This is a genomic window from Pseudomonas allokribbensis (assembly GCF_014863605.1).
Classification (GTDB): domain Bacteria; phylum Pseudomonadota; class Gammaproteobacteria; order Pseudomonadales; family Pseudomonadaceae; genus Aquipseudomonas; species Aquipseudomonas allokribbensis.
Genome location: NZ_CP062252.1, coordinates 4746260 through 4760864, shown reverse-complemented (window position 1 = coordinate 4760864; position 14605 = coordinate 4746260). Strand labels below are relative to the sequence as shown.

Here is a 14605-nt window from a genome sequence, read left to right as displayed (position 1 = left end):
TGCCTTGAACAGGTTTTTTACGTCAGGCAGTTTGATGGACTTGTTATTGTGCTCGGGTCGAAATGCATTGCTGCTGACAATTTTTTGTTTGTTGACGCTTATCCACTTGTCAGAAACAGTGACACCGTCGGTAAAAAACCATTTTTTTCGTTGTAGATCTTTCCCGAAGCGTACACGTCAACAAAAGCGTAGGCGTTGATTTGCGTTCTTTGTATTGGCCCGCCGTGTCGTATAGGGTTGACGAGGTATTGGTTAGCCTCTTCTACCAGTTTCGTTTTACCGGCATTAAAAGTGCCGGAACCAAAAATTTTGGTCAGTTTGTTTTTGGCGATGGTCAGTCGGTTAGGGGTTTCTGCAGCTAGACAGGTGATGGATTCGTTAAGGAGGTTTGTTTGAGTGAATAACGCATCTGTCGCCAGGAGAATCATTTCATCTGTGTAGGCGTTCTTGGATTGTTGGTTCAAGAAGCCGTTTGTTGATGCCCAATCCAGTGTTGGGTGTATACGGGTCAAAACGATCAGGTCGAGAAGTTCGGGGGAGGCGCCTGCGGATTTTTTAATCGGGAAGTCAACAATCTGCTGAAAGGTCATTCGTGAGATCAGAGAGCGGTCGATAGCTTTAGCTAGGTTTACTCCGTGAACAAAGTTCACCCATACGATCGAGCTCCTGTAGGGTAATTCTTCAGGAATGCCCCTGACCTGGAATTCGGCAGGCAATTGTGGTTGTAGCAGGCGTGCAAGCAAGATCGCTTCGATGGCTGTCGATACGTTGCCCGAATCAATCAGATAGGTTTCAAAGTCACTGCGCAAGGTGCGATAGCTTTTCCCCCAGTTGGAGGGCTGTTCAAGTCGAAAGCGGATGACAGTGTCATCCGGCTTGTCATCGGTGAGGCTGTACCAGCACCGAATCGCTGCCAGCAATAGCCTTTTTTTAATCCCGCTATCGACCTCTTCATGGGATTGCGACCCGTACCATTGCAGTTGTTCAAGTAACTTTTGAGCCAACCATTGCGCGTTGTTTCCGTTGAGCATCCGATCCAGGAAGGTGGCAGGGGTTGCGCGCAGGTGATCAGTCGGGATATTGAGTAACACCTCCTTGCCCAAGCTTTCAATGACAGACGTTTCGTTGTCCGCAAGTATGAAGCTGAGGGCCTCAAGTATCGACTTGCGACCGGACTCTTCGATGAAATCGCCCATGTTCATGGTTGAATCGAGGCCGAGACTGAAACACGCCCGCATCTCGTCCAGCTCTTTGATCAAGGTATCAAGTGTGGCACCGGTTTGCGGTTTTATTGGCTGCAGGCCGTAGAACCACAGAATCTGAGGCAGACGAAGCAGACGGTCGGAGCGAAGTTGTCCTCCTATGTTTGCCAGGCACTCCTTGATAGTGGCCACGATATTTTCCAGGGATCGCTGGTCGGTCACGGGTAGTAGGACTATCAGCTGATTTGCATCAGCGGCCTCAAACTGAATCTGTCCTTGATCAAGCGTGACTGTCAGGAGGGGAGTGACGTTGTTCCCGGTTTTCGTGCGCAACAAAGCAAGGTAGTCCGGGTGGTCGAGAAGTTGCTTCAGGTGCGTCTGTGCGATCTCATGCTCCTGCGCCAGGGAGGAATGGGGTTTCGGCGAAAGAAACACGCCAGACAAAGGTGTAGATGCCGTTTTGGCGTTGCGCAGCGATGACAGCAGCGCGTCGTACTCGTCCAGTTGAGCCAGATATTGCAGGTTGGAGGGAGAAGGTCCGGAGGGGGTCGTCAACATAAATAATCAGCGCCTGAGTCTGTAGTTGGATTCTCAGTTTCAGATTCCACGACGCTCTCGGTGCAGTAGATATGTATTGGCTGTCTCGATATTTGGCCTTTTACTCGCTTGCTGGGATCGAAAACGCACCCTAGTCTAGCTGTAGCGATCACGTTGGACGCTGATCTGGCGGTGCTAAATCAAGGGACCTCATGAAGCAAAAGCGGACTCTCGGAACGCCACGGCTGTTGGGCATCGTCTGGCCATTCATCGCCGTCGTGTTGTTTCAAGCCTTGCTGGGAGGCGTGAGTCTCTACGTCCTGTCGGCCGTTCGCGGCTATGTCGCAGGTGAAAGCCTCTGGTCCAAGGGCCAGAAAGACGCGATCTATTACCTCAATCTGTATGCCGACAGCCGCGACGAGGCGATTTATCTCAAATACCAGAACGCAATCGCCGTGCCTCAGGGCGGCCATCAGTTGCGCCTGGCACTGGACAAGCAACCGCCCGACCTGCAAGCGGCGCGCGAGGGCATCCTCAAGGGCGGCAACCACCCGGACGATGTCTCCAGCCTGATCTGGCTGTACCTGAATTTCCGTCACTTCAGTTATCTGGAAACCGCCATCGACCGCTGGACGCTGGGCGATGCCTACCTGGTGGAGCTCGATGACGTGGCGCAGGAGATGCACCGACGCATCACCGCCAATGCCGCCACTGATGCCGATATCCGGCGCTGGAAAGACCGGATCTTTGCGATCAACGATGGCGTGACGCCTGCCGCCAAGGCTTTCAGTGATGCGCTTGGTGAGGGGTCACGGGTGATTCTGCGCCTGCTGCTGTTCACCAACCTCGCCACCGCGCTGGGCCTGATCGTGCTGGCGCTGCTGCGCACCCGCAAACTGCTGAAGCAGCGGCATGCCTTCGCCGAAGCACTGCAACTGGAAAAGGATCGCGCACATGTCACGCTGCATTCGATTGGCGATGGGGTAATCACCACCGATGTGAGCGGTGCGATCGACTACATGAACCCGGCCGCCGAGGCGTTGACACACTGGAAGGCCGAGCAGGCTGCCGGTCTGCCGCTGGCGGCGTTGTTCAATTTGCTGGATGACAATGCCCAGACCGAAGGGCTGACCCTGATCGAGCACATTCTCAGTGGCCAGCTCACCGGCGGCAGCGAACACTCGAAGCTGATCCAGCGACTGGACGGCAGCACCGTTTCGGTGACTCTGGTCGGCGCGCCGATCCGCAATGCGGGCAAGGTCAGCGGAACGGTGCTGGTGTTGCACGACATGACGCAGGAGCGGCAATACATCGCCAATCTGTCGTGGCAGGCGACTCACGATGCACTGACTGGGCTGGCCAACCGACGCGAGTTCGAATACCGCCTCGAGCAGGCCTTGCACAATCTGACGCGGCAGCCCGGGCGACATGCGCTGATGTTCCTCGATCTCGATCAGTTCAAACTGGTTAATGACACCTGCGGGCATGCGGCGGGCGATGAGTTGCTGCGACATATCTGTGCGTTGCTGCAATCAGGCCTGCGCGAGGGCGACACACTGGCGCGGCTGGGGGGCGACGAGTTCGGCATCCTGCTGGAGAACTGCGCACCGGAGGCGGCCGAGAAGATCGCCGAGGGGCTGCGTCAGACGGTGCAGAACCTGCATTTCGTCTGGAAGGGGCGGCCGTTCCTGACCACCGTCAGCATTGGTCTGGTGCATGTCGCGCAAACACCGACCACTCTTGAAGCCTCGCTGCGGGCGGCCGACATGGCCTGCTACATGGCCAAGGAAAAGGGCCGCAACCGGGTGCAGGTCTACCATGCCGACGACTCTGAACTGTCCTTGCGATTCGGCGAGATGGCCTGGGTACAGCGCCTGCACATGGCCCTGGAGGAAAACCGCTTCTGTCTCTATGCCCAGGAAATCGCCCCGCTGGGTTCGGTTGCCGGTGGCGCGGGCGGGCACATTGAAATTCTGTTGCGCCTGCATGACGAGGCGGGTCGGATGATTCTGCCGGACAGTTTCATACCGGCGGCCGAGCGTTACGGTTTGATGACGTCACTCGATCGTTGGGTTGTGCAGAATGTATTTAAGGTAATTGCTCAATGTATTAACGAAGAGTGCGAACGGCCTCTGGCAATGTGTGCGATTAATCTTTCAGGCATTACTATCGGAGATGACGCGTTCTTGCACTTTCTGCGAGAACAGTTTGATAACTATTCCGTTCCTCCTGAAATGATTTGTTTTGAAATTACAGAAACCAGTGCCATTGCAAATCTTGGCAGTGCAATCCGATTTATTAATGAACTCAAAGGCTTGGGTTGTTACTTCTCGCTGGACGACTTTTGCGCCGGAATGTCTTCATTCGCTTATTTGAAACATTTGCCTGTAGACTTCCTGAAGATCGACGGGAGTTTCGTAAAGGATATGCTGGACGACCCGATTAACCGCGCTATGGTCGAAGTGATCAACCACATCGGGCATGTCATGGGTAAGCAGACAATTGCCGAGTTTGTCGAAACAGCCCAGATCGAGCAGGCATTGCTTGAAATCGGCGTGGATTACGCTCAGGGTTATGTCATCGAACGCCCGCAATTGTTTACCTGTGACAGTTTGCAAAGTCGGCCCGCCAGACCGCAGCCGCTGTTGTTCAAGGCGCCTGGCACGTTCCGTTGAAGTCTCTCGCCGATCCTTACAATCACAAATCAAAAGGAGCCGAACAGTGATCGACACATTCAACCGAACCGGACCACTCATGGAAGCTGCAAGTTATCCTGCCTGGGCACAACAGTTGATTCAGGATTGCAGCGAGAGCAAACGCCGGGTTGTCGAACATGAACTTTACCTGCGCATGCGTGATAACAAGCTCAGCGCCAAGACCATGCGCCAGTACCTGATCGGGGGCTGGCCCGTCGTTGAGCAGTTCGCGCTGTACATGGCGCAGAATCTCACCAAGACCAAGTTCGCCCGTCACCCGGGTGAAGACATGGCGCGGCGTTGGCTGATGCGCAACATTCGCGTCGAACTCAACCATGCCGATTACTGGGTGAACTGGAGTCGGGCCCACGGCGTGAGCCTGGAAGACCTGCAGGCCCAGCAAGTGCCGCCGGAATTGCACGCCCTGAGTCACTGGTGCTGGCACACCAGTTCGGCGGATTCGCTGATCGTGGCCATCGCCGCCACCAACTATGCCATCGAAGGCGCGACCGGGGAGTGGTCGGCGCTGGTCTGTTCGACCGGTGTGTACGCCGCGGCCTTTCCTGAAGAAGACCGCAAACGGGCCATGAAGTGGCTGAAGATGCACGCCCAGTACGATGATGCCCACCCGTGGGAAGCGCTGGAAATCATCTGCACCCTGGCCGGGATGAACCCGAGTCGGGCCTTGCAGGCGGAACTGCGCCAGGCGATCTGCAAGAGCTATGACTACATGTACCTGTTCCTCGAGCGCTGCATGCAGCTGGAGTTGACGGAGCGGGTGCTGGTCGGGCGCGAGCGACGGGCGCTGGTCGAGAGCTAGTTTCGGCGACATCCATAAAAAACGGGAGCCTGTGTGCTCCCGTTTTTTATTGGCCTGATAAGGTTCAGCCGGCCATTGTCAGGCGATTGCGCCCCTCGCGCTTGGCCACGTACAGCGCGCTGTCGGCGCGGCGCAGCAGGCTGTCGGCGGATTCGCCCGGCAGCAGGGTCGAGCAACCGAGGCTCACGGTCAGTTCGATCAACTGGCCATCGGCGTAGTAGTCCTGGGCTTGCGCTGCATAGCGAAGGCGTTCGCCGACCATCGCGGCGGCTTCGCGGCTGGTATTGGACAGCAGGATCAGGAACTCTTCCCCGCCATAGCGAAACACCATGTCGACGTTGCGCAACTGGTCCTTGATCGATGCCGCGACGGCTTTGAGCACTTCATCGCCGGCCGTGTGGCCATGGCTGTCGTTGACCTGTTTGAAATGGTCGATGTCCAGCATCAGCAGCGACAACGGTTGCAGGTGTCGACGTGACATCTCGATTTCCCGCTGCAGGGTCTGCTCCATGGCGATGCGGTTGCCGGCGCCGGTCAATGGATCGCGCAGCGCGGTTTGCGTCGCGACACGATAGAGCAGCGCATTGCGCATCGGGTACAGCAGGGACGACAGGAGTGACTCCAGATTGCCCAGTTCCTGTTCGCTGAAACGCTGGTTGCGGCGAAACACCAGTTCGCCCATGTGCTCGCCGTCGTGGCTGAGGCTGTAGCTGGCGGAATGATGACCACGGGCGCCGAATTCCAGGCGCAAGTCACTGCCGCTGTGTACATAGCTCAAGGCATCGAGCGGCACCAGACGCTGAACTTCGCGGAAGAACAGACCCAGGATACGTTGGGGCTCAAGGCTGGTTTGCAGTTGCAGGCTCATTTGCTGGCGCAATTGCGCCAGGCTGACAGGTCGCTCCAGAAGCGGAGGCAGCTGACCAAAGCCCAGGCGTTGCAATTTGGCACTGTCGAAGTCAATTGCAGTGGTCTGGGAGGGTGATTTCATATGGCGTGAGCCCCTAAGCAGTAAGTCTGTCTTACAGGCTGGGTGAGAGCGGCTATGGGCTGCGCGTCATACTGATCCATCAGTCCCGTAGGACATTTGGCGTAAGTTTAGTCTGCCCGATGACGATTAGTCAGCTATCGAATCAGGCCTTGCCCGACTGCCTTCACTCGGCGTGCTTTCAGGGAATGTAGAGCGAAAGTCGTGCCATTCAGTTCAGGTTTTATTAAAACCGTTGCGAATCAAAGGCTTGAGTTTTTTGCGAGGAGAGGGATGGTGGTTATTTGACTGAAACAGGCCTGCGCAAAGCGGCAAATGCCTGCCGCGACGGGAATCCGCCGCGGCAACAAATGCGACGTATGGCACTACTGAGCGTTGAATGCCTGGCCGTTGATACCCGTGCTGTCCGGGCCCATCAGGTACAGATAGACCGGCATAATCTCTTCCGGAGTCGGGTTGTTCAGCGGGTTTTCGCCCGGGTAAGCCTGAGCGCGCATGCTGGTGCGGGTGGCGCCCGGGTTGATGCTGTTGGAGCGCACCGGGGCGACGTTTTCGACTTCGTCGGCCAAGGTTTGCATCAGCCCTTCGGTGGCGAACTTGGACACGCCATAGGCGCCCCAGTAAGCGCGGCCCTTGCGCCCGACACTGCTGGAGGTGAACACCACCGAGGCATCCTGGGACAGTTTGAGCAGCGGCAGCAGGGTGCTGGTCAGCATGAACATCGCGTTGACGTTGACCTGCATGACACGCATGAAGTTTTCACCGGACAGCTGTTCGATCGGCGTACGCGGGCCGATGATCGAGGCGTTGTGCAGCAGACCGTCGAGGTGGCCGAACTCGGTCTCGATCATCGCCGCCAGCTCATCGTATTGATGGGGCAGGGCGGTTTCGAGGTTGAACGGGATCACCGCCGGCTGCGGATGCCCGGCCGCTTCGATCTCGTCGTAGACCTGGGTCAGGTTGGCTTCGGTCTTGCCCAGCAGCAACACGGTCGCACCGTGGGCCGCGTAGGTCTTGGCGGCCGCCGCACCGATGCCACGACCGGCACCGGTGACCAGAATGACCCGATCCTTGAGCAGTTCGGGGCGAGCGGAGTAATCAAACATAAACAACCTCTAATCCATTAACTTCTGATCGCTCCCACGACCGGCATGGGAATGCAGTGGACACGATTCAGCAACTGCAGAGTGCGTTATCCAGCACCTTGCGCAACTCCAGCGGATGATCCACCACCACGTCCGCGCCCCAGTGCCGCGGGTTGTCGTCCGGGTGAATGTAGCCGTAGGTCACGGCGGCGGTCCTGGTGCCCGCGTCACGGCCGGATTCGATATCGCGCAGATCATCGCCGATAAACAGAACGCTCGATGGATCCAGATCAAGCATCTTGCAGGCGAGGATCAGCATCTCGGGATCCGGTTTGCTGTTCTTCACGTGATCCGGGCAGATCAGCAGGGCCGAGCGCTCGGCCAGCCCCAGTTGCTGCATGATCGGTTCGGCGAAGCGCAATGGCTTGTTGGTGACCACGCCCCAGACCAGATTGGCTTTTTCAATGTCGGCCAGCACTTCGCCCATGCCGTCGAACAGTTTGCTGTGCACGGCGCAGCCGGCGAGGTAGCGCTCGAGGAACTCAAGGCGCAACTCCTCGAAGCCCGGTGATTCCGGATCCATCGAAAACGTCACTGCGACCATGGCCTTGGCGCCGCCGGAGATTTCGTCGCGGATGTGCTTGTCGTTCATCGGCGGCAAACCGCGATCCGCGCGCATCGCCTGGCAAATGGCGATGAAATCCGGCGCGGTGTCGAGCAGCGTGCCGTCCATGTCGAAAAGGACTGCTCTGATGGCCATCGGCTTACTCCTCGCGCAGGGTCTGGATCATGTAGTTGACGTCAACGTCCGCCGCCAGCTTGTAGTGCTTGGTCAGCGGGTTGTAGGTCAGGCCGATGATGTCCTTGACGGTGAGGCCGGCCATGCGGCTCCACGCACCCAGCTCGGATGGGCGAATGAATTTCTTGAAGTCGTGGGTGCCGCGCGGCAGTAGCTTCATGATGTATTCGGCGCCGACGATGGCGAACAGGTACGCCTTCGGGTTGCGGTTGATGGTGGAGAAGAACACCTGACCGCCGGGTTTGACCATGCGGAAGCAGGCGCGGATCACCGAGGACGGATCCGGTACGTGCTCGAGCATTTCCAGGCAGGTGACGACGTCGAACTGCTCGGGCATTTCTTCAGCCAGGGCTTCGGCGGTGATCTGCCGGTATTCGACGTTCACGCCGGATTCCAGCTGATGCAGTTGCGCGACCGCCAGCGGCGCTTCGCCCATGTCGATACCGGTCACGGTCGCGCCGCGCTGGGCCATGGCTTCGCTTAGGATGCCGCCGCCGCAACCGACGTCGAGGACTTTCTTGCCAGCCAGGTTGACGCGCTCGTCAATCCAGTTGACCCGCAGCGGGTTGATGTCGTGCAGCGGTTTGAACTCGCTTTCGCGGTCCCACCAGCGATGGGCCAGTGCTTCGAATTTGGCGATTTCGGCGTGGTCGACGTTGCTCATGATTCAATCCTCTAAAACTTGAAAAAGGCTGTAGCCCCGGAGTTTGCCCCGGGGTGTTTACGATTCGGTGTGGCCGCTGATGCGACGGCCCCAGGCCCGGGCGGTTTCGCCCAGCTGCTGTTCGTCCAGGCGCGTCAGGCGCCGGTCGTCGAGTAATTGCTTGCCGGCGACCCACAGGTGTTTCACACAGTCCCGGCCGGTGGCGTAAATAAGTTGCGAGACCGGGTCATAGACCGGTTGCTGTGCCAGGCCGGACAGATCGAACGCGACAATGTCCGCGGCCTTGCCGAGTTCCAGGGAGCCGGTCTCGGCTTCGATCCCCAAGGCCCGCGCGCCGTTCAGCGTGGCCATGCGCAGCGCCCGATGGGCGTCCAGCGCGGTGGCCGAGCCAGCAACAGCCTTGGCCAACAGTGCAGCCGTGCGGGTTTCGCCCAGCAGGTCCAGATCATTGTTGCTCGCCGCGCCATCGGTGCCGACCGCGACGTTGACCCCGGCCTGCCACAGGCGCTCGACCGGGCAGAAGCCGCTGGCCAGTTTCAGGTTCGACTCCGGGCAATGGATCACATTGGTGTTGCTTTCTACCAGCAACGCCAGGTCGTCATCGCTGATCTGGGTCATGTGCACGGCCTGGAAGCGCGGCCCGAGCAGGCCAAGTCGGCCGAGGCGGGCCAGCGGGCGTTCGCCGCGCTGTTCAACGGCCTGTTGCACTTCGAAAGCGGTTTCGTGGACGTGCATGTGAATCGAGGCGTCCAGCTCTTCGGCGATCACGCGGATTTTTTCCAGGTTCTCATCGCCGACGGTGTAGGGTGCATGAGGGCCAAAGGTAATCTTGATACGTTCGTGATGCTTCAGATCGCCGAACAGTTCGACGCCCTGACGAATGGCTTCATCGGCGCTGGCAGCGCCCGGAATCGGGAAATCGAGGATCGGAATGGCGATCTGCGCACGGATTCCGCTGTTGTGCACGCGCTCACTGGCAACCTTCGGGAAGAAATACATGTCCGAGAAACAGGTGATACCACCTTTTATCTGCTCGGCGATGGCCAGGTCAGTGCCGTCACGCACGAAATCTTCATCGACCCATTTGCCTTCGGCGGGCCAGATATGGTTTTCCAGCCAGGTCATCAAAGGCAGATCGTCAGCGAGGCCGCGGAACAGGGTCATGGCGGCATGGCCATGAGCGTTGATCAGGCCGGGGCTGAGCAGCACGTCCGGCAATTCGCGGACTTCGGCGGCGTTACACTTCAAGGCTTCGGCGCGCGGGCCGATGAACACGATGCGACCGTCGCGGATGCCCAGGCCATGCTCCTTGAGCACAACGCCTGCGGGTTCGACGGGTACCAGCCAGGTCGGCAGCAATAATAAGTCGAGCGCAATGGCAGGTTTCGGCATCGAGGGTCGGTTCCAGTGCTTTTGTAAAGGATGGCGAAGTATACCCGAGCGTCTTCGCGGGGGGATCGCTATAATCGGCGGCTTTTGTTCATGAGTGCGGGGTGAGGGATGCGCGATCGACTGTTGGCTGCGGAGAAAGTGAAGGCCATCGATTGGCGTGATGGCGCGCTCCACCTGCTGGATCAGCGCGTTTTGCCGTTCGAGGAAAACTGGATCGCCTACACCAGCGCCGCCGGCGTGGCCGAAGCGATTCGCTCGATGGTGGTGCGCGGTGCGCCGGCGATCGGCATCAGTGCTGCGTACGGCATCGTGCTGGCGGCCCGTACCCGGATTGCCGAGGGTGGCGACTGGTATGCGGCGCTGGAAGAGGATTTCATGCTGTTGGCCGATTCCCGTCCGACCGCGGTCAACCTGTTCTGGGCGTTGAACCGCATGCATGACCGGCTGGATCGCCTGAAGGACAACGCCGATCCGCTGGCGGCGCTCGAAGCCGAAGCCATCGCCATTCATGAAAGCGATCGTGAAGCCAACCTGACCATGGCTCAGCTCGGCGTCGACCTGATCCGCAAACATCAGGGCAATGCCCAGGCGATCCTGACCCACTGCAATACCGGCGCCCTGGCCACCGGCGGTTTCGGCACGGCGCTCGGGGTGATCCGCGCGGCGTTCATCGAAGGTATGGTCGAGCGTGTCTATGCCGACGAAACCCGGCCGTGGCTGCAGGGTTCGCGCCTGACCGCGTGGGAGCTGGCCAACGAAGGCATTCCGGTAACGCTCAATGCCGACTCCGCCGCCGCGCACATCATGAAAACCAAAGGCGTGACCTGGGTCATCGTCGGCGCCGACCGGATCACCGCCAACGGCGACGTGGCGAACAAGATCGGCACCTATCAACTGGCGGTCAACGCCATGCACCACGGCGTGCGTTTCATGGTGGTGGCGCCGAGTTCGACCATCGACATGAATCTGGCCAGCGGTGATGACATCCCGATCGAAGAGCGCGACGGTGCCGAACTGCTGGAAGTCGGCGGCAAGCGTGTCGGGGCGGATGTCGAAGCATTTAACCCAGTATTTGACGTGACGCCGGCGGACCTGATCGATGCGATCGTCACCGAAAAAGGCATCGTCGAGCGCCCGGACACCGCGAAAATGGCCCAGTTGATGTGCCGCAAGCGCCTGCATTAAGGGTGTTCACTGCCCGCTAAATGGCCATCGCCAGCAGGCTGGCTCCTACAGGTTTTGTGTCCGACACGGATCCTGTGGGAGCCGGCTTGCCAGCGATGGGGCCTCGAAAGTCAATAAACATCCGCAATTTCGTCTCGAAATTTGCATTCGGAGAAGCTCTGAGCCTCTCTCGTCCCCGTTAAGCCTGTCATCGGTCATCTAACTATGCTCCATGCGCATCTGGGGGATAGGTGCGTGGCGGCTCTTGTGATAACATCCGGCGTTTTCCGAGGCAGTCCCACGGGGTTGTCTTCACTGCGCAAATCCAGGGTCAACTTGTTGATTTGTCGTAAGTCGGCGCATGGCACTCAGCCTGCATCGACGAGCTTCGTGCGTCCCCTATGGATATGGCGAAGTTTCACCAGAAAAAGGAATCAGGCTTCTCATGGGCGAACTGGCCAAAGAAATCCTCCCGGTCAATATCGAAGACGAGCTGAAACAGTCCTATCTCGATTACGCGATGAGCGTGATCGTCGGCCGTGCACTGCCGGATGCGCGCGATGGCTTGAAGCCCGTGCACCGTCGCGTGCTGTTCGCGATGAGCGAGCTGGGCAACGACTTCAACAAGCCGTACAAGAAATCTGCCCGTGTTGTCGGTGACGTGATCGGTAAGTATCACCCGCACGGTGATACCGCGGTGTACGACACCATCGTTCGTATGGCGCAGCCTTTCTCGCTGCGTTATCTGCTGGTGGACGGTCAGGGCAACTTCGGTTCGGTGGACGGCGACAACGCCGCGGCCATGCGATACACCGAAGTGCGCATGACCAAGCTGGCGCACGAGCTGCTGGCCGACCTGCACAAGGAAACCGTGGACTGGGTGCCGAACTACGACGGCACCGAACTGATCCCGGCGGTCATGCCGACCCGCGTTCCGAATCTGCTGGTCAACGGTTCCAGCGGCATCGCCGTGGGCATGGCGACCAACATTCCGCCGCACAACCTCGGTGAAGTCATCGACGGTTGCCTGGCCCTCATCGACAACCCCGAGCTGACCGTCGATGAGCTGATGCAATACATTCCCGGTCCGGACTTCCCGACCGCCGCGATCATCAACGGTCGCGCCGGCATCATCGAAGCCTACCGCACCGGCCGTGGCCGCATTTACATGCGCGCCCGTTCGATCATCGAAGACATCGACAAGGTCGGTGGCCGTCAGCAGATCGTCATCACCGAGCTGCCTTACCAACTGAACAAGGCGCGTCTGATCGAGAAGATCGCCGAGCTGGTAAAAGAGAAGAAACTCGAAGGCATCACCGAACTGCGCGACGAGTCCGACAAGGACGGTATGCGCGTCGTGATCGAACTGCGTCGCGGCGAAGTGCCTGAGGTGATCCTCAACAACCTCTACGCCCAGACCCAGCTGCAATCGGTATTCGGCATCAACATCGTTGCGCTGATCGATGGCCGTCCACGCATCCTGAACCTCAAGGATCTGCTGGAAGCCTTCGTCCGTCACCGTCGCGAAGTCGTTACCCGCCGTACCGTGTTCGAACTGCGCAAGGCTCGTGAGCGTGGCCACATCCTCGAAGGTCAGGCGGTAGCCCTGTCGAACATCGACCCGGTGATTGCCCTGATCAAGGCTTCGCCGACGCCGTCGGAAGCCAAGGAAGCGCTGGTCAGCACGCCGTGGGAGTCCTCGGCGGTGGTGGCGATGGTCGAGCGTGCCGGTGCCGATTCGTGCCGTCCGGAAAACCTCGATCCGCAATACGGTCTGCGCGACGGCAAGTACTTCCTGTCGCCGGAACAGGCGCAAGCCATTCTGGAGCTGCGTCTGCACCGTCTGACCGGCCTGGAACACGAAAAACTGCTGGCCGAGTATCAAGAGATCCTCAACCAGATCGGCGAGCTGATCCGCATCCTCAACAGCGCCGTGCGCCTGATGGAAGTGATCCGCGAAGAACTGGAAGTGATCCGCGCCGAATACGGCGACGTGCGCCGCACCGAGATCCTCGATGCACGCCTCGACCTGACCCTGGGTGACATGATCCCGGAAGAAGAGCGCGTCGTGACCATCTCCCACGGCGGCTATGCCAAGACCCAGCCACTGGCTGCGTACCAGGCTCAGCGTCGTGGCGGTAAAGGCAAATCGGCTACCGGCGTGAAGGATGAGGACTACATCGCTCACCTGCTGGTTGCCAACAGCCACACCACGCTGCTGCTGTTCTCCAGCAAGGGCAAGGTGTACTGGCTCAAGACCTACGAGATTCCGGAAGCGTCCCGCGCCGCTCGTGGTCGTCCGCTGGTCAACCTGCTGCCTCTGGATGACGGTGAATACATCACCACCATGCTGCCGGTCGATCTCGAAGCCATGAAGCGTCAGGCTGATGAAGAAGAAGCCGAAGGCGCCGAGGCTGATGTAGAAGAAATCGAAAACAGCAACGAAACCGAAGAAGAGCGCAAGGCACGTATCAAGGCTGCCGACCGCAAGAAGGCACCGTTCATCTTCATGTCGACCGCCAACGGTACCGTCAAGAAGACCCCGTTGGTGGCCTTCAGTCGTCAGCGCAGCGTCGGTCTGATCGCGCTGGAGCTGGACGAAGGCGACATCCTGATCTCCGCTGCCATCACCGATGGCGAGCAGGAAATCATGCTGTTCTCCGACGGCGGCAAGGTGACGCGCTTCAAGGAATCCGAAGTCCGCGCCATGGGTCGTACCGCTCGCGGTGTGCGTGGCATGCGTCTGCCGGAAGGGCAGAAGCTGATTTCCATGCTGATCCCGGAAGAAGGCAGCGAGATCCTGACGGCTTCCGAGCGCGGCTACGGCAAGCGCACGGCGATCACCGAGTTCCCTGAATACAAGCGTGGCGGTCAGGGCGTTATCGCCATGGTCAGCAACGAACGTAACGGCCGTCTGGTCGGCGCGGTTCAGGTGCAGGATGGTGAAGAGATCATGCTGATTTCCGACCAGGGCACGCTGGTGCGTACCCGTGTCGACGAAGTCTCCAGTCTGGGTCGCAACACCCAGGGCGTGACCCTGATCAAGCTGGCCAAGGATGAAACCCTGGTTGGTCTGGAGCGGGTCCAGGAACCTTCGGAAGTCGAGGGTGAAGAGTTTGAGGGTGAGGAAGGTGTCGAGCTGGAAGAAGGCGTGATCGGCGCCGAACCGGACGATGCAGTCGACAACCTGCAGGCGGACGCCGCAGACGAAGAAGAGTCGCAAGACTAACCAAACCGTAGCAGGGCAGAGTGTTTGCT

10 protein-coding genes are annotated in these 14605 nt (G+C 59.0%); 4 read left to right on the top strand and 6 right to left on the bottom strand.

Annotation, left to right across the window (positions count from 1 at the left end; genetic code table 11):
* Positions 1 to 98: 98 nt before the first annotated feature.
* Positions 99 to 1760 (bottom strand): hypothetical protein, encoded by a 1662-nt coding sequence (locus tag IF199_RS21685; RefSeq protein WP_192558668.1) that lies wholly within the window; start codon positions 1758 to 1760, stop codon positions 99 to 101.
* 191 nt (positions 1761 to 1951) lie between these two features.
* On the opposite strand from IF199_RS21685, the gene IF199_RS21680 reads away from it, so the two are divergent.
* Positions 1952 to 4414, top strand: a complete 2463-nt coding sequence (locus tag IF199_RS21680; RefSeq protein ID WP_192558667.1) for an EAL domain-containing protein — start codon at positions 1952 to 1954, stop codon at positions 4412 to 4414.
* A 79-nt stretch (positions 4415 to 4493) separates the two neighbouring features.
* On the top strand, positions 4494 to 5255 hold the full coding sequence (locus IF199_RS21675; RefSeq protein WP_425220324.1) for an iron-containing redox enzyme family protein: 762 nt from the start codon (positions 4494 to 4496) through the stop codon (positions 5253 to 5255).
* Between the two features lie 64 nt (positions 5256 to 5319).
* On the opposite strand, the gene IF199_RS21670 is transcribed toward IF199_RS21675, so the two are convergent.
* The 5 genes from IF199_RS21670 to IF199_RS21650 all read right to left on the bottom strand — a co-directional run bounded on the left by IF199_RS21670 (position 5320) and on the right by IF199_RS21650 (position 10183).
* Entirely contained in the window at positions 5320 to 6246 is a 927-nt protein-coding gene (locus IF199_RS21670) for a GGDEF domain-containing protein (protein WP_096821014.1), read from the bottom strand.
* 362 nt (positions 6247 to 6608) lie between these two features.
* Entirely contained in the window at positions 6609 to 7349 is a 741-nt protein-coding gene (locus IF199_RS21665; protein WP_007950904.1) for a YciK family oxidoreductase, read from the bottom strand.
* A gap of 67 nt (positions 7350 to 7416) precedes the next feature.
* Entirely contained in the window at positions 7417 to 8088 is a 672-nt protein-coding gene (mupP, locus tag IF199_RS21660; RefSeq protein ID WP_096821015.1) for an N-acetylmuramic acid 6-phosphate phosphatase MupP, read from the bottom strand.
* Positions 8089 to 8092: 4 nt separating this feature from the next.
* Complete coding sequence (gene ubiG, locus IF199_RS21655; protein WP_007950906.1) at positions 8093 to 8791, bottom strand: bifunctional 2-polyprenyl-6-hydroxyphenol methylase/3-demethylubiquinol 3-O-methyltransferase UbiG; 699 nt, start codon at positions 8789 to 8791, stop codon at positions 8093 to 8095.
* 57 nt (positions 8792 to 8848) lie between these two features.
* The gene (locus IF199_RS21650; protein ID WP_102620488.1) at positions 8849 to 10183 is read right to left on the bottom strand and encodes a TRZ/ATZ family hydrolase; all 1335 of its coding nucleotides are present in this window, start codon (positions 10181 to 10183) and stop codon (positions 8849 to 8851) included.
* 108 nt (positions 10184 to 10291) lie between these two features.
* Here IF199_RS21650 and mtnA point away from each other — a divergent pair, with 108 nt between their 5' ends.
* On the top strand, positions 10292 to 11368 hold the full coding sequence (gene mtnA, locus IF199_RS21645) for an S-methyl-5-thioribose-1-phosphate isomerase (protein ID WP_096821017.1): 1077 nt from the start codon (positions 10292 to 10294) through the stop codon (positions 11366 to 11368).
* A gap of 424 nt (positions 11369 to 11792) precedes the next feature.
* The gene (gene gyrA / locus IF199_RS21640) at positions 11793 to 14576 is read left to right on the top strand and encodes a DNA gyrase subunit A (protein ID WP_192558665.1); all 2784 of its coding nucleotides are present in this window, start codon (positions 11793 to 11795) and stop codon (positions 14574 to 14576) included.
* Positions 14577 to 14605 lie beyond the last annotated feature (29 nt).

Excerpts from the sequence above, each read along its gene's own strand:
- mtnA (WP_096821017.1), top strand. The coding sequence starts at position 10,292 with ATGCGCGATCGACTGTTGGCTGCGGAGAAAGTGAAGGCCATCGATTGG.
- IF199_RS21665 (WP_007950904.1), bottom strand. The coding sequence starts at position 7,349 with ATGTTTGATTACTCCGCTCGCCCCGAACTGCTCAAGGATCGGGTCATT.
- IF199_RS21680 (WP_192558667.1), top strand. The coding sequence starts at position 1,952 with ATGAAGCAAAAGCGGACTCTCGGAACGCCACGGCTGTTGGGCATCGTC.
- IF199_RS21675 (WP_425220324.1), top strand. The coding sequence starts at position 4,494 with ATGGAAGCTGCAAGTTATCCTGCCTGGGCACAACAGTTGATTCAGGAT.
- IF199_RS21685 (WP_192558668.1), bottom strand. The coding sequence starts at position 1,760 with ATGTTGACGACCCCCTCCGGACCTTCTCCCTCCAACCTGCAATATCTG.
- IF199_RS21670 (WP_096821014.1), bottom strand. The coding sequence starts at position 6,246 with ATGAAATCACCCTCCCAGACCACTGCAATTGACTTCGACAGTGCCAAA.
- ubiG (WP_007950906.1), bottom strand. The coding sequence starts at position 8,791 with ATGAGCAACGTCGACCACGCCGAAATCGCCAAATTCGAAGCACTGGCC.
- IF199_RS21650 (WP_102620488.1), bottom strand. The coding sequence starts at position 10,183 with ATGCCGAAACCTGCCATTGCGCTCGACTTATTATTGCTGCCGACCTGG.
- mupP (WP_096821015.1), bottom strand. The coding sequence starts at position 8,088 with ATGGCCATCAGAGCAGTCCTTTTCGACATGGACGGCACGCTGCTCGAC.
- gyrA (WP_192558665.1), top strand. The coding sequence starts at position 11,793 with ATGGGCGAACTGGCCAAAGAAATCCTCCCGGTCAATATCGAAGACGAG.